Source organism: Agrobacterium larrymoorei, assembly GCF_013322225.1.
GTDB classification, from domain to species: domain Bacteria; phylum Pseudomonadota; class Alphaproteobacteria; order Rhizobiales; family Rhizobiaceae; genus Agrobacterium; species Agrobacterium larrymoorei_A.
In genome coordinates, this window is record NZ_JAAMFB010000009.1 from 142,965 (window position 1) to 166,669 (window position 23,705).

Here is a 23,705-nt window from a genome sequence, read left to right on the forward strand (position 1 = left end):
GATGCCTGCTGCTTGAGCGGCTTCTTATTCTTCAATTCGAAAGTTGAATGCAGTTAAAGCGAAAATAAATCGAATGTCAAACGAATGCTTAACACATCTTCACGAAAAGGTGTCACGGGTCGGTTTCAATGAGATTCACCTCGTTTTCACGGCATATCGCTTTGATCGCCGGGACCGGACAGTGATCGGTTATGAAGGTGTGAACCTGTGAAAGATGGCCGATGCGCACCGGTGCTGTGCGGTCGAATTTGCTCGAGTCGGTGACAAGTATGACGTGGCGTGCATTGGCGATAATGGCCTGCGCAACCTTCACTTCACGAAAATCATAGTCCAGCAAGGCGCCGTCATTATCGATTGCGGAAACGCCGATTACAGCGAAATCGACCTTGAACTGGCGAATGAAATCAACTGCCGCTTCACCGACGATGCCGCCATCGGTGCCGCGCACCACGCCGCCCGTGATCACAACTTCGATGGAAGGAAATATCCTTAACCTGTTGGCAACATTTATATTATTTGTGATAACCATCAGCTCGTGATGATCGAGTAACGCTTCCCCTACGGCTTCTGTCGTGGTCCCGATGTTGATGAAAAGCGACGACTTGTCCGGAATGAGTTCGGCGGCCGCGCGCCCTATCGCCTGTTTCTCCGATGCTGCAATCGAACGCCTCGCCTCGTATCTGACGTTTTCGGTACCACTCGGGAAAATAGCGCCTCCGTGTATTCGATTGAGTGCCTTTGCTTCACAAAGGTCGTTGAGATCTTTTCTGATTGTCTGTGGCGTAACCGAAAAACGTGCCGCAAGTTCTTCGACCAGCACGCGACCCTCGGATTTGGCAAGATCGATGATCTCGATCTGCCGTGGCGAGAAAAACATCGATGATCCTCCGCTGCGACCGATCCGCCTCGGCCGGTTTCGTTTTCTTTCACTTTTGCAGAAAAGCGAAAGTGTAACAAGTCAGTTTCCTTGCGGTGATGGGATGGAACCTTCGGAACGGACGATACCTATAAATTTCGCGCTTGTTTCTGTCTCATTCGCGCCATTTTCCACAGCTTCGAACAGATAGTTGAGCACGGATCTGTCTGTCAGCCGGACTGGATTGCAGACTTTCTATCGTTATAATTTCGTTGGTCTTTTCGCGGCTCCGCTTCCGGAAAATCGCTCTTCGCTTGACGTTCTTAGAATCCCCGAATTTGACCGGGCGGAAAATATTGGGGTTGCGCCTTTCGCTAATTTATCCTTGTCTGCGGTCTCTCAAAACGATTGGGGAATAAAAAAATGCTTTCTATAAAAACAACAACGCGCGCCGCACTCCTGCTAGGCTCGCTTCTGATTGGCGCAAGTTCAGCACTCGCAGAAACCGTTCTGCATCGAGGCAATTCCGGCGAGCCGCAGACGCTCGATCAGGCGCAGACCTCGATCAACATCGAAGCTTTCATCCTGAAAGACCTTTATGAAGGTCTCACCATCTATGACGCTGCGGGCAAGATCGTTCCCGGTACGGCGGAAAGCTGGACGCTCTCTGATGACGGCACCGTCTACACATTCAAGCTGCGCGCAGACGCGAAGTGGTCTGATGGTACGCCGGTAACGGCTGGAGACTTCGTCTTCTCATACCAGCGCGTCGAAGACCCCAAGACGGCGGCGAAATATGCCAACATTCTCTACCCGATCAAAAATGCGGAAAAGATCAACAAGGGTGAAGCCAAGGTTGAAGAACTCGGCGTAAAGGCCGTGGACGACAAGACGCTTGAAGTTACGCTCGAGCGACCGACCCCCTTTTTTCTTGAGCTTCTCGCCCACCAGACCGCACTTCCTGTTTCAAAGGCAAGCGTCGAAAAGAACGGCACGGATTTCGTCAAGCCGGGCACTATGGTGTCTAACGGCGCTTACAAGCTCGAAGCCCATGTCCCGAATGACAGCCTGACGGTCGTCAAGAACACCAATTTCTGGGACGCTGCAAACACGAAGATCGATAAGGTGATCTTTTATCCGATCGATGATCAGGCTGCGTCCGTTCGTCGCTTCGAAGCGAAGGAAATGGACCTCGCCTATAACTTCTCCGCAGACCAGATCGACCGACTGAAGAAGTCCTACGGTGAACAGGTTCACGTCTCACCGACGCTGGCGACTTACTATTACACCTTCGACACGCGCGAAGCGCCTTACAACGACGTTCGCGTTCGCCGCGCCCTTTCCATGGCCGTCGACCGCGACTTCCTGGCCAAGGAAATCTACAGCGGTTCGCAGGTTGCTGCTTACTCCATGGTTCCTCCAGGTATGGATTCCTATGGCGATCCTGCAAAAGCAGATTTCGCAACGCTGTCCCAGCTGGATCGTGAAGACGAAGCTTTGAAGCTGATGAAGGAAGCCGGTTACGGTGAAGGCGGTAAGCCGCTCTCTATCGAAATCCGTTACAACACGAACCCGAACCATGAACGTGTTGCCACCGCCGTTGCTGATATGTGGAAGAACACCTTCGGCGCCAAGGTCTCGTTGGTGAACCTCGACGTTGCCTCGCACTACGGTTACCTGCAGGAAGGTGGCAAGTACAATGTCGCGCGTGCCGGCTGGGTTGCTGACTATGCGGATGCGGAAAACTTCCTCGCGCTCTCTGTCTCTTCCAACAAGACCTTCAACTATTCCAAGTTCAACAACGCGGAATTCGATACGCTGATGCAGAAGTCTTATGAGGAGAAGGATCCGGCAGCTCGCTCCAAGTTGCTGCATGACGCCGAAACCATCCTCATGAAGGAACAGCCGGTTGCTCCGCTGCTGACGCAGGCAGACCTTTGGCTGGTTTCCAACCGCGTTAAGGGTTGGGAAGATAACGCTGCGAACGAACACCTCAGCCGCTTCCTGAGCGTTTCCGAATAAGCAGCAGTATTGGCACGGTGGGCAAAACCACCGTGCCATGCCGGAGCCCTGAAAAACTATGATCTCATTTATTCTGCGCCGTTTGGCGAGCGCCGTGCCGACGTTGTTTATCGTCGTCACGATTTCGTTTTTCCTGATGCGTTTTGCGCCGGGCGGTCCGTTCAACCTTGAACGCCCCCTGCCACCGCAGACCATGGAAAACCTGATGAGAACCTATCATCTGGACGAACCATTATGGCGCCAGTACCTCATCTATATAGGCAACGCCGTCAGCGGCGATTTTGGCCCGAGCTATATCTATAAGGATAATACGGTTGCCGAGTTGATCGGCAAGGGACTGCCATACTCACTGGAACTCGGCTCATATGCCCTGCTTCTGGCGCTCGTTGGCGGCATTCTGACCGGAACGCTGGCAGCGCTTCGACAGAACAGCGTCTTCGATTTTTCAATCATGTCGATCTCGACGGTTGGTATAACCGTGCCGAACTTCGTGGTTGCGCCGGTTCTCACACTGATTTTCGCGGTCATTCTCGGACTTCTGCCAGCGGGTAGCTGGGGCGACGGTTCTGTGCGCTATCTCATTTTGCCGATGATCGCTCTCTCACTGCCACAGCTTGCGGTGATTGCCCGCCTTACGCGTGGCGCAATGATCGAAGCTCTGCGCATGGATCATATTCGTACCGCAAAGGCTTATGGTCTACCCGCGCGCAGCGTGGTTGTCCTCCATGCCATGCGCGCTGCCATGCTGCCAGTCGTGTCGTATCTTGCACCCTGCGCCGCAGCGCTTTTGACAGGTTCAGCCGTTATAGAAACCATCTTCACCATTCCAGGTGTCGGCCGCTATTTCGTGCTGGGCGCCATTAATCGTGACTATACGCTGGTCATGGGAACCGTCGTTCTCATCGCCATCTTCGTCATTGTTTTCAATCTTGTGGTCGATATTCTTTACGGCCTTCTTGATCCGAGGGTCAGACATGACTGATATCCCCGGCACCATTGCACCTGCCGCTACGGTCAAAAGCCGAAGCCTCTTCCAGCTCGCAGCCCTGCGCTTCCGCCGCAACAAGGCGGCGATGGCCGGTTCCATCATGCTGGTGCTGATCACCCTGTTTTCGTTTATGGGACCGCATTTTCTCACCCATACTTACGATCAGGTGTTTTCGTCCTATGTGTCCGTTTCTCCGAGCCTTGAGCCCCGGCCGGACGTGAACAACCTCCAAGACGTCATGGAGGATGTTGCAGCACGAGCGCGGGTTGAATTGAAGGAATTTGCCGTTGAAGGCCAAACCTTCACCGCAACCGTGACATCCTCCAACGAGATCGACCCGCGCACCACCCGTTATTTCGACCGTGCCAACGAATTCGAAAATACCAAGGTCGTTGCCACGGAAGATGAAGGGCGCACGCTAAAGCTCGAAGGCGATGTGAACCGCGAATACTTCTTCTTCGGCACCGACAGCAACGGGCGCGACCTTCTCGCGCGCGTCATGCTCGGCGGCCAGATTTCCATCGCGGTCGGCGTACTCGCCAGCCTCGTTTCGCTCGGCATCGGCGTCGTTTATGGCGCGACTGCGGGCTACATCGGCGGTCGTGTCGACAACGTCATGATGCGTTTCGTGGAAATCCTCTATTCGCTGCCCTTCGTGTTCCTCGTCGTCGTCCTCGTCGTGTTCTTCGGGCGCAGTTTCATTCTCATCTTTCTGGTGATAGGTGCGGTGGAATGGCTGGACATGGCGCGTATCGTGCGTGGCCAGACGCTTGCACTGAAACGGCGCGAGTTCGTGGGTGCGGCTCAAGCCCTGGGTCTTACCGACTGGCAGATCATTCGCCGCCACATCATCCCAAACACCATCGGCCCCGTTGTGGTGTTCGTTACGGTTGTCGTGCCGAAGGTCATTCTTCTGGAAAGCTTCCTCTCCTTCCTCGGTCTCGGTGTTCAGGCACCGTTGACGAGCTGGGGGGCGTTGATTTCGGAAGGCGCGCAGAATATCCAGTCTGCGCCGTGGCTGCTGATATTCCCGGCGACCTTCTTCGTACTGACGCTGTTTTCGCTGAATTTCGTGGGTGACGGGTTGCGCGATGCGCTCGATCCAAAGGATCGCTGACATGGACAAGACATCTGAAACAATCCTGACAGTTCGCAATCTCAAGGTCGATTTCACCACGCCCGATGGCACGGTGAATGCCGTGAAAGGCATCGATCTTGATGTGAAACAGGGCGAAACCCTTGCCGTCGTCGGTGAGTCCGGGTCCGGCAAAAGTCAGACGATGATGGGTATCATGGGGCTGCTCGCCTCCAATGGTCAGATTCATGGCTCGGCGAAATATCGCGGACGTGAACTCGTCGGTCTGCCGGTGAAAGCACTCAACGACATTCGCGGCGCAAAGATCACCATGATCTTTCAGGAGCCGATGACGTCGCTCGATCCACTTTACCGTATCGGTGCGCAGATCGCCGAGCCGATCATCCATCATCGCGGAAGCGGCAAGAAGGAAGCGCGCGCTCGTGTTCTGGAACTTCTCAAGCTGGTCGGAATTCCTGACCCTGAACGTCGTATCGACAGCTATCCCCATGAGCTTTCCGGCGGTCAGCGTCAGCGCGTCATGATCGCAATGGCGTTGGCGAATGAGCCGGACATCCTGATTGCCGACGAGCCGACCACGGCGCTTGACGTGACCATTCAGGCACAAATCCTCGATTTGCTGAAGTCGTTGCAGCAGCGCTTCGGCATGGCGGTTGTGCTGATCACCCACGACCTCGGCGTCGTCAGGCATTTTGCTGACCGGGTTGCCGTGATGCGCCGTGGCGAAATCGTCGAGAAAGGCACGACCGAAGATATCTTCGAGCGCCCGCAGGCGGATTACACGAAGATGCTTCTTGATGCCGAGCCGAGCGGTCACAAGCCGCCGGTTGGCAGCGAGGCTCCTGTCGTTCTTTCCGGTCAACGCGTCACAGTGGATTACGAAATCCCCGGGGGGCTCTTTTCCAAGGCCAGCGCCTTTCGCGCGGTAGATGGCGTTAATGTCAATCTGCGCCAGGGCCAAACGATCGGCATCGTCGGGGAGTCGGGATCTGGAAAATCCACGCTTGGACGTGCGCTTTTGCGTCTCGCCCCCGCAAGCGGTCGCATCCTGTTCGGAAAGCAGGACATTTCGCGACTGGACAGAAAAGCCATGCGTCCGCTACGGCGTCAGTTGCAACTTGTGTTTCAGGACCCTTATGGCTCGCTCTCACCGCGCCAGACAGTGGGCGAAATCATCACTGAAGGCCTCTTCGTGCATGAGCCACAGCTGAGCCGCGCCGAACGCGACAAGCGGGCGATCGAGGCGTTGACGGAAGTCGGCCTCGACCCCGCGGCGCGCAACCGTTATCCGCACGAGTTTTCCGGCGGCCAGCGCCAGCGCATCGCTATTGCCCGCGCGATCATTCTCAAGCCTGATGTCGTTATTCTCGATGAGCCGACGTCGGCCCTCGACCGTTCCGTGCAGGGGCAGGTGATCGACCTGTTGCGTGAGCTGCAGAAGACGCACGGCCTATCCTACATCTTTATCAGTCACGATCTTTCCGTCATCAAGGCTATTTCGGACTATGTGATCGTGATGAAGGACGGAAAGATCGTAGAGGAGGGCGAAACCGACGCGATCTTTAACGATCCGGCGGCAGAGTATACCAAGACGCTCATCAAATCGGCCTTCACTGCGGATGCCGCAGCCTGAGAAGCAATGGGCCTTGCTGATTTTGCAAGGCCCTAACAGGCCCTTTAAAAATATGATATTCTAACTCAAGTAATTGTAGATCGGTATAACCGCTGCTATAGCGTATGCAACTCTGCACCTTATGCAGGTATAAGTCGCATTTGAAATTTTGCCGGTTCAGGCAACGGTAGTCGGTATTCACCAGATGGGCATACGGGAAGACGATAAGCGTTATTCGGTTTACGCCGCGCACCGCCTTGACCTCATCCGCTATGCCACGCCTATTCTGGGGTCGCGCGAAGATGCAGAGGAAATTGTTCAGGAAGCCTTCCTGAAGTTCGTGCCGCAACAGGCCGAGACGCCGCATTCTCTGAAAGCCTATCTCTTTCGCATTGTCCGCAATCTGGCGCTCGATGTGCGCAAGCGGCGGCGTTACGATCTGCGCGAGAGGCCGGACGACACGCCTTTCTGGGGATTGCCGCAGGACCACCGCACACCGGAAGATCATGCGCTTTTCTGTGATGAGGTGAGACAGGTCACCAGCATTTTAGCGACTCTGCCGGAAAACGTGCGGGTGGCGCTAGAGATGCATCGTTTCGGTGGCTACGGGCTTGAAGAGATTGCCAAGCATCTCGGCACATCCGTTGCCAGCGTTCACAGGCTGATAAGAACCGGGCTTGCGGAAATAGCGAGACAATTGACATGAAAATGCAGCGTCTTCGTAAATCCGTGAAAAATTACCCAGCCCAAATCGTCTCTTTCATCAAAGGCTTTAGAATGCAGGCAATTCGGGCAGAAGCGAGCTTCCATGTTGGTTGAGGGTGACAAACATATGCGGGATGGAAAGCGCGTCGATCTCTTCGATGAGGCTGCCGACTGGTTCATGCGTCTGGAAAACAATGATCAGGATGCGCTACTGCTCGCGGATTTCGCTTTATGGCTGGACACAAGCTCTGACCATCGCCTTGCATGGGAAAAGACCTGTCGCGTGTGGAGTGCGCTAGGATCGTTCGAAGTCACCGAGCCGGTGAGGGATCATCCTGCCATCAGTCCATCGGCCATGCCGCGCCGTCGAAGCGGCGTTGTTCGCCGCAGATTTTCACGGGCTGCAAAGGGCGTCGCCGTTCTTACTGTACTCTGTCTTGGCATCTTGGTTTGGCCAGATGCAAGCCTGCGTCTGTGGGCCGACTATGTGACTGCAAATATGGAAACCCGGACGATAGCGCTTCAGGACGGCACCCAGGTCACGCTCGCACCGGAAAGCGCAATCGCCATCGATTATCAACCTGGCAGGCGCGGGGTCACGCTGCTGGCCGGCGAGGCCTATTTCGATGTGAAAAAGGATGAAGACCAACCCTTCACCGTTCAAGCCCGGGACATGAAAGTCGAGGTTCTCGGTACTGCTTTCGATATTCAAATGTCAGAGCAAAAAACGAGTGTTGCTTTGGAGCGTGGCTCAGTGCGGGCAACTGTCGGTGATGGAACATCCATGCCGCCCCAATTACTGGCACCCGGAGAAAGAGTGGTGCTGGACGAGGTTTCAGGGGGGATTCAGCGGCAGAATATCGATGTCGCTGAGATCGCGGCATGGCGGCAGGGCCAGCTTTATGTCGTCGATGAAACTGTCGGGAGCGTTATCGATATGATCCGTCCATACCATCCGGCCTGGATTTCCATTCCTGATTCAACCTTGGCAAACAGCCGCGTCACAGGCTTTTACAATCTGGCCAAGCCCGATGAAGCAATTGAGGCACTTGTCAGTCCATATGGCGGCAAAATTCGTGCCGTGGCGAATACTGCACGCATTGTCTCCCGCTTCTGATCTAAATAAAATCATTTATTTTCAAGTGTTTATGATTTATCCGACTTTTCTCTGAAAAAAACTCACGCCCCGCTCGTCTTTTTGTTGAATGTAAAAATCAACATTTGTTATGATGGCATTGGGACGGGGTATTATGGGGTACGGGTACGCAGCGCAGACGAAAAGGCGGGCTTCACTAAAAGCAGGCCGTCGCTTTTTCCTCTTGGCTGGAACGGCAGTGGCCGTAATTTTAGGAAGTGTCGACACTCAGGCGCAAACCAATGCATCGGCAGAAGCGTCACAGCCGCAGAGACGTGCATTCAACATTCCGGCGCAGCCGCTTTCAGCAGCCGTCGGTACATTCGGACGTCAGTCCGGCTTGCAGATCACTCTGGCTGCTGCAAATGCAGGAAGCGTGCGCACGAACGCGATCACGGGTAGCTTCACGGCAAGGGAAGCACTTTCCCGTCTGCTGGACGGCACCGGCGTCGCTTACCGCCTGTCCGGAAGCAGCGTCATAATCGGCAGCACCGCAACAAGCTCTTCCGAAGTATCCGCGGATGGCTCGACCGTTCTGGAAACCATTGTCGTCAGCGGCAAGACGGACCGCAATGCGGCAACGGGTTCTGGCTTTCAGGGAACTCCGGACTGGGTTTATGAAACGCCAGCGAGTGTGAGCGTGGTTTCGCAGGAGGCGATACAGAATTCAGGAGCACGCAGCGCGCGCGACGTTCTTGATCATGTTGCTGGCGTTCAGGTCAACCGCTCTGAATCACAGAAACCCGGCGTCCAGGTAAATATTCGTGGTCTCCAAGACAATAATCGCGTCGTTTCGATGATCGATGGTGCGCGGCAGAATTTTCAGCGAGCGGGCCACGGTGGCTCCCAACAGGTGTTCGTCGACTCGTCCTTTATCCGCTCCGTAGAGATTGAAAAGACATCCGGCTCAGGTGTCGGTGGCGCAGGGTCTCTCGGAGGTTCTGTCAATTTTCGCTCAGTCAGCGCAGATGACGTTATAATGCCCGGCGAAAAGTGGGGCGGTACCGTAGCCGCTGGTAGCGGCACAAATGCCTTCAATTTCGACGGAAATGCCATCGCTGGCATCCGTTTTTCGGAAGACTTCTCGATCATAGGCGGCGTAAGCCATAAACGGCTGGGAGAGTACAAGGTTGGCTCGCGAAACAGCGAAAGGCTGACGAGCTGGGCGACCATCGTCGGTGACGAGGTCCTCTCAACCGGTTTCGACAGTGTCGGCACCCTGCTTAAGATTGAGGCCACGCCGATAGACGATGTGAAAATCGATGTGAGCTGGATGCGTTACGATATTGATTCTTCGTTGAGCGAAGGCACGCGCATCGACGACGAGGATTATCTCAACAACACGATTTCCTCTTCCCTTTCGTGGGACCCGGAATCGGAACTCATCGATCTCAAGGCGAAACTCTGGCTTTCCGACACGAAGAACGATGAGGTGCGCAATTACCTCGTGCCCGATTCCGTCTCTTACGGGATGAAGAGCTGGGGCGGTAGCATTGAAAATACGAGTCGTTTCGAGCTCCCGGTTGGAGCGCTTTCGCTGAATTATGGCGCGGAGGCATTCCGGGATGATGGTGAGACGGATGCAATATCACGCATCAATAGCTCGGGCATCGATGAAGCCTACGGCTACAAGGGCATGAACCCCTCTGGTCGCGCAGATATGGCAAGTGGCTTCTTTAACGCAACCTTGGAACATGACGAATGGCTCACGGTGCAGGGTGGCCTGCGATATGACCATTATAGTCTTAAGGGTTCGACACAGATCGCTGCCCCGGGCAGGTTGATCGTCGTGAGTCCAGGCGGATGTGACCTGTGGGACGATTTTGATCCAACATTTTGTATCATTCCAATCGACCCGGTTCTGGGGCAGGGCCCTGCGCAGATAAGTAATTTCAATGCCGACAAATCTGGCGGCGCTCTACTCCCTTCGGCGTCGGTCTCGATCAAGCCATTCGATTGGCTCCAACCCTTCGCAACATACAAGGAGAGCTACCGTCCACCGTCCATAATGGAAACGCTAATTTCTGGCGGACATCCAAATACGGATGCAACGGAAAACATGCCGAACCCGAATTTGAGAGCCGAGCAGGGCAAGACATGGGAGGTCGGCGCCAATATCAAGACTGACGGGTTATTGTCGGCAGACGATAGTTTCCGCCTGAAGGCCGTCTGGTTCCGCCGCGATATTAAAGATTACATCGCAATGGCGCGTATCCACTACGAGCCATTCGAGCAAAATTATACCACCAACGTCAATCTCGACGGGACCACGCGGATGCGGGGCCTGGAGCTTGAGGCAAATTATGATGTCGGGTTTGCCTATGGTGGTTTGTCCTATACGCGGACAGATACGGACCTCGCCAGCACGTACACTTATAATGGTCCGCCTGAACTCAATGCGGTCCCGGGTGGTGGCAACATCACTCGCGCGCCCATCATCTTCGTCGCGCCGAAGGAACGCTTTTCGCTGGACGCTGGCGTGCGCATGTTTGACGAGCGCTTCCTGCTCGGTGGACGCATGACCTATGTCCAGCAGACCATACCGACAGTTGGTGTTCTTGCCGGTACCTACACGTCTCCATACAGCTACAGAATCTACGACATTTACGGCTCTTACGCATTCAACGAGAACGCGAAACTGCGTTTTGCGGTGAACAACGTCACCGATGAAGCCTATTGGCCGTCGCTGGGAACAAGTGCGCTTCCTGCGCCGGGCAGAACGTTCACTGCCTCGCTGAATGTGAAATTCTAGCGCCGTTTTCTTGGGGTTTGAAAACCCGACGCCATCGTTACGGTAGCAATATCGTGACCCGGAGGTTCGCTTTGGAAGCGGACAATTAAGCAAAGTGCGAAAGCACAGAACGAAAAGGATCAGGAAATGCCTGTCGTTACAATCAATGCTGCTGCGGGTGCAACCAGCTTCAACCTCGTGCAGAGCCTCACCTCATGGGCCCAAGGGCTTGGAACCTATGTTGGAAATGGTAATCTCGTTACAGCTCCCGCCGGTTCGGGTTATGCCTATACACAATGGGCTGAGGGCGTAGCGGGCGGAAGTGGTGCTATCTTCGACGGCGAGTTCAGTTACGGTGTCGGTGGCGCATTTACCGGTAGCGTCGACAACCTCTACTTTGGCAGCGGCCTTTCTGGTTCCGCAAGCGCCGGCTACAGCCTCGCTAATGTAGGCGTCAGCATCGATCTCGGTGGCGGTGTGCCGGACGCATCTTTCCGTGGCGCCATTTATTCGCTGACGCACAACGCTAATCAAGCCTCCAATCCGCTCTCGAACTTTACCGGCATCACCGCTGCAAGCGGCAATCAGCAGCCGGGTCTGTTTGATTTCTTCGGCAACAGCGGGACAGTTCAAAACGGTACAGCTGGAAATGATGTATTATATAGCTTCGATGGCAACGACACCCTAAACGGCGGTGCTGGGCGTGATCGTTTCGTATTCGATTGGGATATTGACGGCGCTCTTTCAAGCACCATTGGACATGACACGGTTACGGGCTTTACAGCCGGTGCAGGGGGGGACTGGATCGATTTCCGTGGCATTGAAAGCGCTGCATTCGATACGTTTGCAGAAGTTTACGCCGCTTCTTCACAGGTCGGAGCCAACACGGTTATCGATCTGGGTAGCCTCGGTTCTGTAACGCTCGAAGGCGTGACGAAGACTGCTCTCGCAGCAGGTAACTTCTTGTTCACGCCAGCTGCTGCCTTGGCAGAAGCCGCCTGAGGAACGCTGTAGTGTCGCAAGCGCCACAGCAAACGCCGTCGCAGCCTTTGGCTGCGACGGTCGTTTCACCCCTCAGACGAGCGTCTTTTGGAATAGCTCTCATCAGCGGTCTGGTCAATCTGCTCGCATTGACCTCCCCCGTCTTCATGTTGCAGGTTTATGATCGCGTTCTGGCCAGCGGTAGCGTGCCTACGCTGGTCGGCCTGTCTATTCTCGCCGCTGGCATGTTTCTCATTCAGGCCGCGCTTGAAATCATTCGCGCGCGTGTGCTGCTGCGTATCGGCGAACAGTTCGACAACCAATTATCCGGTAATGTCCATAACGCCGTGGTGCGATTACCGCTGTTGACGCGGATGCCGGGCGACGGGCTTCAGCCGTTGCGGGATCTCGATAATGTTCGAGGTTTTCTTTCGAGCCAGGGTCCGACCGCGTTTTTTGATCTGCCGTGGATGCCGCTTTATCTTGGCATATGTTTTCTATTCCATTTCTGGATCGGTATGACGGCGCTTGTCGGCGCCATCGTGCTTGTCGCGCTCACGCTGCTGACGAATGCGATGTCTCAGAAGCCGATCCGCGATACCATCACTCACAACATGACGCGCAATGCTTTGCTTGAAGGCTCACGGCGCAATGCCGAAGTGGTGCAGTCCATGGGCATGGGTCGTCGTATCGCATCCCGCTGGAGCATCACAAATAGCGACTATCTCGCAGCCAACCGTGTCATGGGGGATGTGACCGGCGTTCTTGGCGGTATCTCGAAGTCCCTGCGTGTCATGTTGCAATCTGCCATTCTGGGTGTCGGTGCGTATCTCGTCATTAGGCAAGAGGTTAGCGGCGGTGTGATGATTGCCAGTTCAATCATGATGGGTCGCGCGCTTGCCCCGGTCGATTTGGCAATCGCCAGCTGGAAGCCCTTTCTTATGGCCCGACAAAGCTGGACACGGCTCAAGGATCTGCTTTCCAAAATCCCCGAGGATGCGCCAGTCACCGCCTTGCCTGCGCCGCAAAAAGAATTGCGGGTCGAAAACGCGGTTATTATTCCACCTGGAGAAAAGAAGCCCACTGTCTTGGGTTTGAATTTTGCGGTTAAAGCTGGCAGCGCGTTGGGGGTGATCGGGCCTTCAGGCTCTGGAAAATCAACGCTTTCGCGCATTCTCGTTAACGCCTGGACCCCAGCCTCCGGTAAGGTGCGGCTGGATGGTGCAAGCCTCGATCAGTGGGATCGTGAAGCGCTTGGACACCACATAGGCTATCTTCCGCAGGGCGTGGAGCTGTTCGACGGCACAATTGCCGAAAACATAGCGCGTTTCGAAGAAGAGGCCGATCCTGCGAACATCGTCATTGCAGCACAGGCGGCGGGTGCGCATGAGCTTATCCTGCGTTTCGAGAAGGGTTATGAAACACGCATCGGTGAGGCGGGTTCGGCGCTGTCAGCAGGTCAACGCCAGCGTATCGGGCTGGCGCGGGCACTGTATCGCGAGCCTTTTCTCGTGGTGCTGGATGAGCCGAATGCCAACCTCGATGCAGAGGGTGAAACAGCTGTGGTCAACGCCATCGCCTCCGTTCGCGGTCGGGGCGGAATTGCTGTGGTGATTGCACATCGCCCAAGTGCGATCGGGGTCGTCGATCTGGTGTTGATGATGGATAGCGGGCAGCAAAAGGCTTTCGGTCCGCGCGATGATGTTCTCTCCAAAGTGCTGAAAGGCGGCGCTGCCACGCCGTCTGCGGCTAAGGGTTTTCCCGTTACAGGATATGGGATGAGACCGCTCCGCGCAGTCGCTCAGGTAGCGACAGAGAAGCCTGCCGAAGAGAACGTGGCCACACAGAAGCGGGAGGCAGAGGATGTCAAACACTAAGCCTTACGATGTTTCGAGATCGATCCGCCGCCACCTCATAGCCGGTGTGGTCGTGGGTGTTGCGCTTGTGGGAGGCGCTGGCGCCTGGGCTTCCGTTACCACGCTGTCGGGCGCAGTTGTCGCGCCGGGGCATTTCGTGGTCGATACCTATGTTAAAACCGTGCAACATCCCACCGGGGGCGTCGTCGGCGAAATTCTCGTACGTGACGGGGATGTGGTCAAGGCCGGTGATGTCGTCATGCGGCTGGATGCAACGCAAACGAGGGCCAATCTGGCCATCGTAACAAAGCGGTTGGATGAACTGACTGCGCGACTTGCGCGGCTGGAGGCCGAGCGGGACGATCTGCAGCAGATCACCTTTCCCGAATGGCTTGTTGCGCGCCAGAACGAACCTGACGTTGCTTCTGCCATTCACAGCGAAACGCGACTTTTCGAGTTCCGCAAGGATTCCCGGCAGGGAAAGAAGGCGCAGCTTTCAGAACGGATTGCACAGTTCGAGCATGAGATCGAAGGACTGAAGGCGCAGGAAACAGCGTACCGGGATGGCATAGAGGTCCTCAACAAGGAAATCTCGTCCTTGAGCGGGTTGAGAGAGCAGGGCGTCGTCTCCGATCAACGGCTGAATGGGTTGAAGACCCAAGTTGCGACCTTTGGCGGAGAGCGAGGCGAAAAGATCGCCTATCAGGCGCAGGTCGCGGGCCGCATCTCTGAAACGAAGCTGCAAATTCTCCAGATCGAGCAGGATCTGAAAACCGAAGTGGGCCTCGAGCTGCGAGAAGTTCAGGCGCAGATCGGTGAGTATGTCGAGCGCAAGGTTGCTGCTGAGGACAATCTTAGGCGGATTGATATCGTGGCACCGCAATCCGGCACCGTGCATCAGCTTTCCGTTCACACCGTGGGCGGTGTGGTTACGCCCGCGGAAGCAATCATGTCCATCGTGCCGGAGGGCGATGACCTGGCGCTCGAAGTGCAGATAGCACCGAAAGACATAGATCAGATCACACTCGGGCATAAGGCCGTCTTGCGCATGTCAGCCTTCAGTCAGAGGACGACGCCAGAACTGAACGCAGACGTCACGCGGATCGCAGCGGACCTCACGACGAATGAACGGAGTGGACTATCTTACTATCTCGTCCGCTTGACCGTATCCAAAGATGAACTGGCGAAGCTGAGGGATTTGAGGCTCGTTCCCGGAATGCCAGCCGAAGCAATGATCGAAACCGGGGAACGGACCGCATTATCCTACCTTGCCAAGCCACTGTCGGATCAGATCAATCGCGCCTTTCGCGAGGAATAGGTGGGCGTCGTAGCCTGCCCACTCATTATAGGCACCCGGCTGAACCGTCTCGCGCGCTGCGCTTCAATATCCGGTCATTTCCAGATACCCTTCGCCGGAAACACTTCCTTCAAACTGTATCGGGCCTTCCCAATACGGCGTGGAAGTGGACATCCACGACTGTTCGTTAAGTGGCTTCGTTCGTATATCGAGACCGCGACTTTGGACCTTTACGCTCCACTCAACTGGCACGGATCTGCCCTGCACCTCTGCGCTGCGCAACGGCTCAAGAACCACGTCGTCAGGCGCAAGCGCCGTCGTGCTGCCATCGGGCGAAATCCAATTGCCGGAGATGTAGCCATCGCCTCCGTCCCGAAGGCGAAAGGCCATCAATTTTTCGCCAGTCGCAAGGTGAAGCGAGAACCAGTCCCACCCTGTCTGGTCGGCATTGAGGGGTTGGGAGGACCATTCCCTGTCCAGCCAGGCTTGTCCGCTGACATTCACAGGAAAACCGTTAAGAGTTACGCTTCCGCTGACGGTATAGAACGGCTGAGAGTAATAATAGCTCGCTTGCCCGGCCAGTGATTTTAACGAGTATCCTCTGTCTCCCTGTAAAATAAGGGGGCGCTGCGCCTCGAGATTGAGTTGGTATGAAAAGCTTTCGCCATTGGCGCTCAATGCCAGTCGTTCGATCTGGTCTTGGCTGTCTCCCGTACTTTTCATCCACCAATCATCGATTGTTGCCTCGAATGGCTGAACCTTCACGCCGGCCTGTCCGATACCGCCTCGAGCCAGCCGCTCTGCCACATAATGCTCGTTGACGGTGGTTACGGCTGCATGTCCGATCCATATTTGCGGGTCGGACCAACCCTGTTTTTCGCCCGGTGCGAGAGCCGAACGAAAAAGCGTCCACTGGGCCCCCAGACGCTGGCCGGTTGTCGTCTGGAGATTGGCGGTGACGTACCACCATTCGATCCTGAAGTCGGGATGCGCCCCATGATCGCGAGGAAACTCCAGCACCGTTCCGCGTTGTGGAATGGCAAATCCATCGGCACTTGAGCCAAGCCCCGCGAACCCTTGGGAAAAGCTTGCTATCGGAGTAAGCAGGCAGGCCAGCAGTGTTACTGCGAGCCTGAAAGCGCGGCTATCTCTCATTGGTGAACACCCTCAGCAACTCTGCGGGATCGATCGTCGCGAGCTTCCTGACTGGAATGAGCGCCGAAAGAAGTGCCGCGATAAGTGCCGCGCCGCCTAGCTTCAGCCAATCGACGGGAAACAGAAGCATTGGAAGACGCCAGCCGAAAGCTTCCATGTTGACGACTGCGAGCAATATCCAGGCGAGCAGAAGTCCGACGGGAATGGAAAGAATGAAGGTTGCAAACCATAAGCCCAAAGTCCGTACCATCTCGAGGACTGCAAGATTGCGACGTCTAAGACCCATCGCCCAAAGCGGCGCCAGTTGCGGCAAGCGAAGAGAAGAGAGGGTCAAGAGGCTCGAAAACATGGCAAACCCTGCGATGGCAAGCGTCAGCACGTTCAAAGCACCGGTAACCGCAAATGTTTGTTCGAAAATCGCAGTGGATTGGCGCTTCAGAGTTGCCTGATTGACGATGTTTGCCTCCGGCAGTCCAAAGTCCTCGACGAGATGCTGCCTTAGTTTGGGGAGCCTGCCCGGATCGATCCTCACCCCATAGCGAAGTTTTGGCGCATCGGGGTAAAGTTTCTTAAACGCCGAAAGGCCGATCATGATTTGACCATTTGGATTGCCATAGTCGGAGAAAACACCGACAACATGGGCCTTTAAGCCACCCGGCAACGCCAGTGTTTGGCCCATTGCCGCCTTACCGGCACGCCAAAGCTGTTCGTTGACCAAGGCTCCGGTGCCAGCTGCAACCTCATCCCATACGTTTGGAGAACCGGCGATCAAAGGCCAGTGATCGCGATAGGTGGCGTCGTCGGCGATGCCGAATATCTGTGTGCGCTGGCCCGAGATCTCCGTTTCAATATTCCAGATCGGTAGCACCGCATCGACGCGATTTGGCAGCCAGGCCCGCAAGCGCGTAGCTTCTTCCTCGTTGCGTGCCGTTATATAGACCTCTGCGGCCAGACGCTGATCGAGCCAACCGAGGAAAGTCTCACGAAAACTGGAGACCATGGTCGTGACGCCGATATTGGTGGAGAGAGCAAGCAGCAGCGCCATCAATGCCAAAGATAATCCCGGTAGTTGTTGTCGGGTATCGGCCCAGAACCAGCTGCCAATTACGGACTTCGAAACATTCGCACAAACTTTTATCGTAAGGGCAAGCAGCGCGGGCAGCACCAGCGCTGCACCGAGAAGCAAACCTCCGAGAACTGCAAAGCCGGAGTAGAGACCGCTACCAATCAACCCGAAAGCCGCCGAGCAACACAGTAGAAGCTCACCTGTTATAAGCTGAAGCTGAAGCCATCTGGCGGAGGCCAGTTGCCACGCGCGTGGCTGTGCTGACGCAAGAATTGGCATCTTCCATAGTTGCAGTAGGCTTTGGGCGGAAGCGAGAAGGGTTCCGATCAGGGCCATGCCGAGACCGGCAAGCCACCACTCCCAGCGCACCGATATGGCATCGGGCAGGCTCGCTCCATAAAGGCCTTGCAGGGTGATGGCGACACCCGGCAACAGGGTAGATGCGATGAGATACCCAATGATGATGCCGATCAGGCCCGAGATTAAAGCAAAGAGCATTATCTCGGTCAGTAGTATGACGGTCAGTGAGGATAATGACACGCCAAGCGATCTCAATGTCCTGAACGTGCCGCGACGCTGCTCAAAGGAAAAGCCCGTCGCGGAATACACGATGAAGAGCCCGACGACGAAAGACAAAAAGCCAAATGCCGTGAGGTTCAAGTGAAAGCTATCCGTCAGCTTCGCAATACCCGGTTCGCTGCCAGCATCCAGCACCGCCAGTTCCGGGGTTAATGTTCCGATCGGGGTCAATCCGAACCTCTGTTTCGGTGCGATTATCAACCTGCTTATCGCACCACCTTTTTTAAGCAGGCGGTCCGCAAGCGCGATATCGACGAAGGCGGAGTCGTCCGGGATATCCCTGTCGATCTTGATTGGGATATCTGTGAGTCCTTCGAGCTTCGCGGACGTGGCTGGCGACAGGATCAGAAGGCCGGAAGGTTTCATGAAGGCGATAAGATCCGAAGCACTTGAAATCTTTGGTCCCATGTTGCCGTATGGAATAGTCAACGGGTCTATTCCGATAAGCCGGATACGGGCTTGGCCAAATCTGTAACTTCCCTCGATGACCGGCGAAACGTTCCAACCTGACCGCCGGAGCAACGCGTAGGACGCAACCGAAATTTCACCCCCATCTTTCGAAACGAGCTGCTCAAACGTGTTCTGTTCCAGCACTTTCGCTGCGCGTGCATAACTTGCCCGTGCCTCCGCGTTGATGGCTTGAACCCCGGTCCAGAGCGCGGTCGCAAGCGCAACACCGAGTATGAGTGTCACAAACTGGAGCGGCTTGTGACGCCAATGGGAGAGGGGTGCAGCAAGAACGGTCAGATGCATCCTGAAACCCTGCCGCCGGTCAAGACGACACGACGATCCAGCTTTGCGGCAAGTCTTGCTGAATGGGTGACAAGCAAAAGCGCCATTTTCGCCGATCTCGTAAGCTCGAGCATGATGTCCAGCACATTGTCGGCGGTGGTCTCATCGAGATTTCCTGTCGGTTCGTCGGCAAGAACCAGCGGCGGTCTTGCCGCCAGCGTTCTGCCGATGGCGACACGTTGTTGTTGCCCGCCTGAAAGCTGCTCCGGATAACGCTGTAAAAGACTGGCAAGGCCGAGCGCTTCTACAAGCTGTCGTTCCCAGGCAGTATCCACGCGTCCCGCAAGTCTGGCGTGGAAAGATATGTTTGCAGCAACGTCCATGCTCGGTATCAGGTTGAACTGCTGAAAAACCAGTCCCACGCCATGGCGGCGATAGTTGGCCAAACCCTTGTCATCGAGATTTCCGATTTCGAGGCCATCGACCGTGATGGTCCCGCTGTCGGGCTTATCCAGTCCTGCTGCCAGGTGAAGAAGCGTGCTCTTGCCGCTGCCGGATTCGCCAGTCAGTGCGAGGCTTTGTCCCGCGTCCAGAGAGAGGCTGACACCCCGCAGGACAGGGACGGTGCCTTCTGTTGTCTGATAAGACTTGGTGATTTCCGCCAGTGTCAGGATCATCGCATTCTCGAAGGAAATAAGGGGCTGAAGGGCCAACCCTCTTATTGTAGCCTAGTGGCTTCGACCGGATAAGAGTAGCACGAAGTTTCGGGACGATCCGATCCAAAACGCTACGTTGGCATTACAAGAACAGGTCGCAGCTTCAAGCCACCGCTGCTCGATAATAAAAGGCGCGTGCACGTTCGCATAAGGAACCGTGGAGTAAAAAATACGTTATTGCAGCGTGAAACAACGATGTGCCCAGTCAAGGGTACCTTAGGAGGCAACATGCTGAAGGTCATTCAAGTCGCGGGACTTGCCGTTACTATGGCAGTTTCAAGTGTCGCTATGTCGGGCTTTGCGCAAGCGCAGGATGTGGAGCTTCGGCTTGGGCCAGATGGCGTGCGTCCGGTGATCCGCGACCGAGACCGTGACGACCGGAGAGGCCCACCGCGTATGCGCGGCTGCAGCGAGCGCGAAGCGAGAGCAGCAGCTCGTGATTCTGGCCTTCGGGACCCCGAAGTTGTCCGCGTCACGCCCCGCCGTGTGGTTGTCCAAGGCTATACACGTCGTGGCTCGGACACGATTACATTCGCAAATGAGCGCGGTTGCCCTGAAATCTGAAGGTTGAACATGTACGTAAAAACCCGCCATTGGCGGGTTTTTTTGTTGCGGCATTAGGCTACGCGCATGATCCTTTGCCACGCATCATAAGCAGAAAGAACGGTTTCCATCTGCGCCGTATGGCCTGAAATGAAGTCTGCGCCGTAAATGGTTTCGTCCGGATATTCCGTGATCAGCGTCATGGGAACATCATGACGATCGTCAACCGAAGCAAGGCAGGGAAAACCATTGATGATCCGGAATCCGGTTTCCCCGGCGTGGATCTCATAGAGCGCAATCTGTCTGTTGTTATAGTCCAGCAAACCCGGAATTGCGCCGAGGTGCCTCGTGACGGCATTCAGTAAATCCTCAGCTCGAGACTCCCATTCGGCATGGTAACGAGCGATCAGGAAAAAGCCTTTTGGCACCGTCCACATCGCAAAATTGCGAGGGATGTAGCCTGAAAGGGGACGCGTCCATTCATGCGATGGATAGCCGTGCAAATTAACGTGAAGCTGTGCGCCGCTTAAGTTTTGCGCCTGAAAACGGATTTGCTTTTCGTTAATGAAACCGGACGCGGTTGCTTCCGTGCGATACTCCAGATCGTCACCAAGCGCTGTGTAGCGAGCGGCATGGTGCATGTGGCGGGGATTTTCCGCGCACAGTCGCTGATGCAGCGCGTAACCGTCCGGGTTTTCGAGCGGCGAGATGGTGAAATGCGCTTGATTGCGTGCAGCGACAGTTTTGGCGGCGCGCAATGCCCCCGTAACACCAGTCGTCTCATTGGCGTGCTGACCACCGCTGATCATCACGGCGGCATCCGTTCCCTTTCGGTAACGGCCTAATACGGGCCGCCCGGCGCGCGATTTAGCTTCGAATGAAAGGCCTTCGATGGATGCAAGCTCCTCGAAAATCTGGGTGGACGAGAGACGAGATTCTGCGCCGTTAATTTCCTGTGCGGCGCCATCCGTAAAGCCCGTCGAAAGCGGCTTCAATTCGACACGCACCGAAATCTCTCCGTTCGACTGAACGATCTCCGGCACGATCTGACCCGGTTTCAAACCACGGTCGCCAAGCGGCCTACCTGATTTCTTCTGGAAGAACTCGAGCAGCGAGAAGTAGAAATCTTCATGCAGGGCTTCGCGAAGGCTCGTCCGCTCGTCACCAACGGGCAGAGTTTCATCGCCTGCTGGATGGGTTACGCGGATATTCAGCTCTTCAAAGTAAGGTTCATCGTTGCCCCAATCGTAACGCGTGATCGCTTCCATGGTCTGCGCGAAGAGAGCCTCGTAATCTGTTTCCAGCCGTTGGCCTTCGTTCCCATCAATCGCCAGCCAGCCGGTTGGCGACACGCTGGTTTCTCCGGCGAAGTCCGGGTGGACGCGATTCGGCGCGGGAACGACGATCTTGCGTTCACCATCAGCGGATTTCAGCAGAACATCGTAGTAAAATGCATCATCGCTACGGGCGACGAAGTGGATCTTGCGCTCTCCGACCATCGCAGCCAGAGGGTAGGCCTCCAGACGGAAGCGGTTTTCCGGTGCATTCGCGTGGACCGGATAGAAGACTTCGATAGCTTCGACACCTGAAAGATCGATGTGTTCGATAAATGCGTGAAGAAGCGGCTTGTAGGCGCTGAAAAGGCAGCATTTTATGCCTTTTTGAGCCAAGCGGTTCTCGGTCGCGGTACGGCTTGCCCGGTCATCGAATGTCCATGCCTGTAAGCTTTTGCGATTTATGGCCTCAGCCTCGAGCTTATCCAGAGTCCGCTCGAACCGCTTTTCGAAAATCACTGTCATTTGCTTATCTCGATGTCCTGCCGGTGGGGTCCAGGCTGTCGCGCAGCCAGTCGCCGAGGAGGTTAAGGCCAAGCACGGTCAAAAGGATGGCAAGGCCTGGGAAAACGCTGACCCACCACGCGGTTTGCAGATAGGTACGGCCATCGGCCAGCATTCCACCCCAGCTGGGGATGGTGGGGTCCACGCCCATGCCGAGGAAGGTCAGGCTGCTTTCCAGAAGAATGTTGTTGGCGACATTCAGCGTCATCAGCACGATCACCGGGCCGATCAGGTTCGGCAGCAGGTGCTGGAAGATGATGCGCCAGTCTTTCACGCCAATGGCGCGGGCGGAGAGGATGAATTCGCGTTCGCGAAGGCTCAAGACCGAGCCGCGAACGAGACGCGCATATTGCACCCACTGCGAAACGATCAGAAGAATGATCGTGTTCGTCAGGCTGCCGCCGACAATGGCGATGAAGGTTATGGCGAGCAGGATGAATGGCATGGCGAGCTGGATATCGGCAAAGCGCATGACCAGCATGTCCCAGAAGCCGCGATAATAACCCGCGACCAGACCGACGACCACGCCGAAGACGACACCGCCGATAACGGATGTGAAGCCGACGAGAAGCGAAATCTTGCCGCCTGCAACGACGCGCGCCAGCACGTCACGGCCCAGCGGATCGGTGCCGAAAGGGTGGGCGGCATTGGTGAAGGGCTTCGCCAAGCGGGCCATAAGATCGATTTTTTCGGCACCGCCTGGGAAGAGGATGTCCGAAAACAGCACGGCAAGGCAGATAATCGTCGTCAGCGACGCGCCGACGATGAATTCGAAGCTGGAGAAACGCGAAAGGCGAGAGGTTCGGGCAGCCATGGCGATTACTCCGTGCGAATGCGGGGATCGATCAGGCCATAGGCTATATCGATCAGAAGATTGATGCCGACGATCATCAGCGAGAGGACGGTGATGACGCCCTGAAGGACCGGATAGTCGCGCGCACCGACCGCATCGAAGGCCAATGTGCCGAGGCCCGGCCAGTTGAACACGCGCTCGATGACGACGATGCCGCCGAGAAGTCCGCCGAACTGGATGCCGAAATAGGTGATGAGCGGAATGGCGCAGTTGCGCAGCGCGTGCTTGTAGAGAACCTTGTTCTCGCTCAGGCCCTTGGCGCGCGCGACCATGATATATTGCGACCGCAGCGTATCGAGCATGGCGGTGCGCACGAGGCGGACATTCGTTGCGGTCAGAATGACGCCCATCGTTACCGCTGGCATGATGTAGCTCGCGTAACCGACCATGCCGCTTGGCGGCAACCAGCCGAGCGTGATCGAGAACAAGAGCACCAGCATGATGGCGAGCCAGAAGTTCGGGAAGGACAGGCCGAGCAGGGAGAGAACGCGGATCACTTGATCTGCCGTCTTGCCGCGCGATGTTGCCGCCTTGATGCCGAGCGGGATAGAAAGCGCGATGGATACGACCATGGAAATGAAGGCGAGAAGCAGCGTGGCGGGCAGGGCATCTGCGATCAGGCGCGATACCGGCGTACTGCCCGTGAAGCTGCGGCCAAAGTCCAGCGTCACCAGACCTTTCAGGAAGTTGAGATACTGGACGAAGAACGGCTGGTCGGTGCCAAGGGCCGTGCGAATGCGCACCAGATCCTCTTCCGTCATGCTGCCGCCGCCCTGAAACATGGTGACTGCGGGGTCACCCGTCAGGCGGATGGCGAATGAAACGAGAAGTGTGATGGCGATAACGACGAAAATCGCCTGCAACAATCTCTTGATAAGGAAACCGGCCACGTATCTGTCCTTGGTACGAAAGCAATTCCAGTAAAAGTGTAACGCGGTTTTGCG

Annotated in this window: 18 protein-coding genes; 11 read left to right on the plus strand and 7 right to left on the minus strand. The window is 55.9% G+C overall.

Annotated features, from left to right (window positions below):
* Positions 1-112 precede the first annotated feature (112 nt).
* Positions 113-877, minus strand: a complete 765-nt coding sequence (locus G6L28_RS04575; protein WP_174062611.1) for a DeoR/GlpR family DNA-binding transcription regulator — start codon at positions 875-877, stop codon at positions 113-115.
* A gap of 402 nt (positions 878-1,279) precedes the next feature.
* Here G6L28_RS04575 and G6L28_RS04580 point away from each other — a divergent pair, with 402 nt between their 5' ends.
* The 10 genes from G6L28_RS04580 to G6L28_RS04625 all read left to right on the plus strand — a co-directional run bounded on the left by G6L28_RS04580 (position 1,280) and on the right by G6L28_RS04625 (position 15,300).
* Entirely contained in the window at positions 1,280-2,878 is a 1,599-nt protein-coding gene (locus tag G6L28_RS04580) for a peptide ABC transporter substrate-binding protein (protein ID WP_174062612.1), read from the plus strand.
* A 58-nt stretch (positions 2,879-2,936) separates the two neighbouring features.
* The gene (gene oppB / locus G6L28_RS04585; protein WP_174062613.1) at positions 2,937-3,860 is read left to right on the plus strand and encodes an oligopeptide ABC transporter permease OppB; all 924 of its coding nucleotides are present in this window, start codon (positions 2,937-2,939) and stop codon (positions 3,858-3,860) included.
* Positions 3,853-4,983: an ABC transporter permease gene (locus G6L28_RS04590; protein WP_174062614.1), complete on the plus strand. Its 1,131-nt coding sequence runs from the start codon at positions 3,853-3,855 to the stop codon at positions 4,981-4,983. Before oppB ends, G6L28_RS04590 begins: the two co-directional genes overlap by 8 nt.
* A 1-nt stretch (position 4,984) precedes the next feature.
* On the plus strand, positions 4,985-6,595 hold the full coding sequence (locus G6L28_RS04595) for an ABC transporter ATP-binding protein (protein WP_174062615.1): 1,611 nt from the start codon (positions 4,985-4,987) through the stop codon (positions 6,593-6,595).
* A gap of 184 nt (positions 6,596-6,779) precedes the next feature.
* Positions 6,780-7,280, plus strand: coding sequence for an RNA polymerase sigma factor (locus tag G6L28_RS04600; protein ID WP_174062616.1), 501 nt, complete (start codon positions 6,780-6,782; stop codon positions 7,278-7,280).
* Positions 7,281-7,406: 126 nt separating this feature from the next.
* Positions 7,407-8,396, plus strand: coding sequence for a FecR family protein (locus G6L28_RS04605; RefSeq protein ID WP_234902465.1), 990 nt, complete (start codon positions 7,407-7,409; stop codon positions 8,394-8,396).
* A 217-nt stretch (positions 8,397-8,613) separates the two neighbouring features.
* Positions 8,614-11,166, plus strand: a complete 2,553-nt coding sequence (locus G6L28_RS04610) for a TonB-dependent receptor (protein ID WP_337795747.1) — start codon at positions 8,614-8,616, stop codon at positions 11,164-11,166.
* A gap of 126 nt (positions 11,167-11,292) precedes the next feature.
* The gene (locus tag G6L28_RS04615) at positions 11,293-12,147 is read left to right on the plus strand and encodes a hemolysin (protein WP_174062619.1); all 855 of its coding nucleotides are present in this window, start codon (positions 11,293-11,295) and stop codon (positions 12,145-12,147) included.
* Between the two features lie 11 nt (positions 12,148-12,158).
* Positions 12,159-14,003 (plus strand): type I secretion system permease/ATPase, encoded by a 1,845-nt coding sequence (locus G6L28_RS04620; protein ID WP_174062620.1) that lies wholly within the window; start codon positions 12,159-12,161, stop codon positions 14,001-14,003.
* Positions 13,990-15,300, plus strand: a complete 1,311-nt coding sequence (locus G6L28_RS04625; protein ID WP_174062621.1) for an HlyD family type I secretion periplasmic adaptor subunit — start codon at positions 13,990-13,992, stop codon at positions 15,298-15,300. The genes G6L28_RS04620 and G6L28_RS04625 overlap by 14 nt, the downstream gene beginning before the upstream one ends.
* Positions 15,301-15,363: 63 nt before the next feature.
* Here G6L28_RS04625 and G6L28_RS04630 read toward each other — a convergent pair whose 3' ends face one another.
* Genes G6L28_RS04630 through G6L28_RS04640 form a run of 3 tightly spaced genes read right to left on the minus strand, consistent with a single transcriptional unit; the run spans position 15,364 to position 19,488 of the window.
* A complete protein-coding gene (locus tag G6L28_RS04630) occupies positions 15,364-16,434 on the minus strand; it encodes a lipocalin-like domain-containing protein (protein ID WP_174062622.1) in 1,071 nt (356 codons plus the stop codon).
* Positions 16,424-18,832 (minus strand): FtsX-like permease family protein, encoded by a 2,409-nt coding sequence (locus G6L28_RS04635; protein ID WP_174062623.1) that lies wholly within the window; start codon positions 18,830-18,832, stop codon positions 16,424-16,426. Before G6L28_RS04635 ends, G6L28_RS04630 begins: the two co-directional genes overlap by 11 nt.
* A complete protein-coding gene (locus tag G6L28_RS04640) occupies positions 18,823-19,488 on the minus strand; it encodes an ABC transporter ATP-binding protein (protein WP_174062624.1) in 666 nt (221 codons plus the stop codon). Before G6L28_RS04640 ends, G6L28_RS04635 begins: the two co-directional genes overlap by 10 nt.
* A 267-nt stretch (positions 19,489-19,755) precedes the next feature.
* On the opposite strand from G6L28_RS04640, the gene G6L28_RS04645 reads away from it, so the two are divergent.
* A complete protein-coding gene (locus G6L28_RS04645) occupies positions 19,756-20,091 on the plus strand; it encodes a hypothetical protein (RefSeq protein ID WP_174062625.1) in 336 nt (111 codons plus the stop codon).
* A gap of 53 nt (positions 20,092-20,144) precedes the next feature.
* Here G6L28_RS04645 and G6L28_RS04650 read toward each other — a convergent pair whose 3' ends face one another.
* From G6L28_RS04650 to G6L28_RS04660, 3 genes are read right to left on the minus strand one after another with little or no spacing between them, the layout of a single operon-like run.
* Positions 20,145-21,869, minus strand: a complete 1,725-nt coding sequence (locus tag G6L28_RS04650; protein WP_174062626.1) for a M14 family metallopeptidase — start codon at positions 21,867-21,869, stop codon at positions 20,145-20,147.
* A 4-nt stretch (positions 21,870-21,873) separates the two neighbouring features.
* Positions 21,874-22,722: an ABC transporter permease gene (locus G6L28_RS04655; RefSeq protein WP_174062627.1), complete on the minus strand. Its 849-nt coding sequence runs from the start codon at positions 22,720-22,722 to the stop codon at positions 21,874-21,876.
* A 5-nt stretch (positions 22,723-22,727) separates the two neighbouring features.
* Positions 22,728-23,651 carry an ABC transporter permease subunit gene (locus G6L28_RS04660; RefSeq protein ID WP_174062628.1) on the minus strand — a complete coding sequence of 308 codons (924 nt, stop codon included), beginning with the start codon at positions 23,649-23,651 and terminating at the stop codon, positions 22,728-22,730.
* Positions 23,652-23,705: the final 54 nt, after the last annotated feature.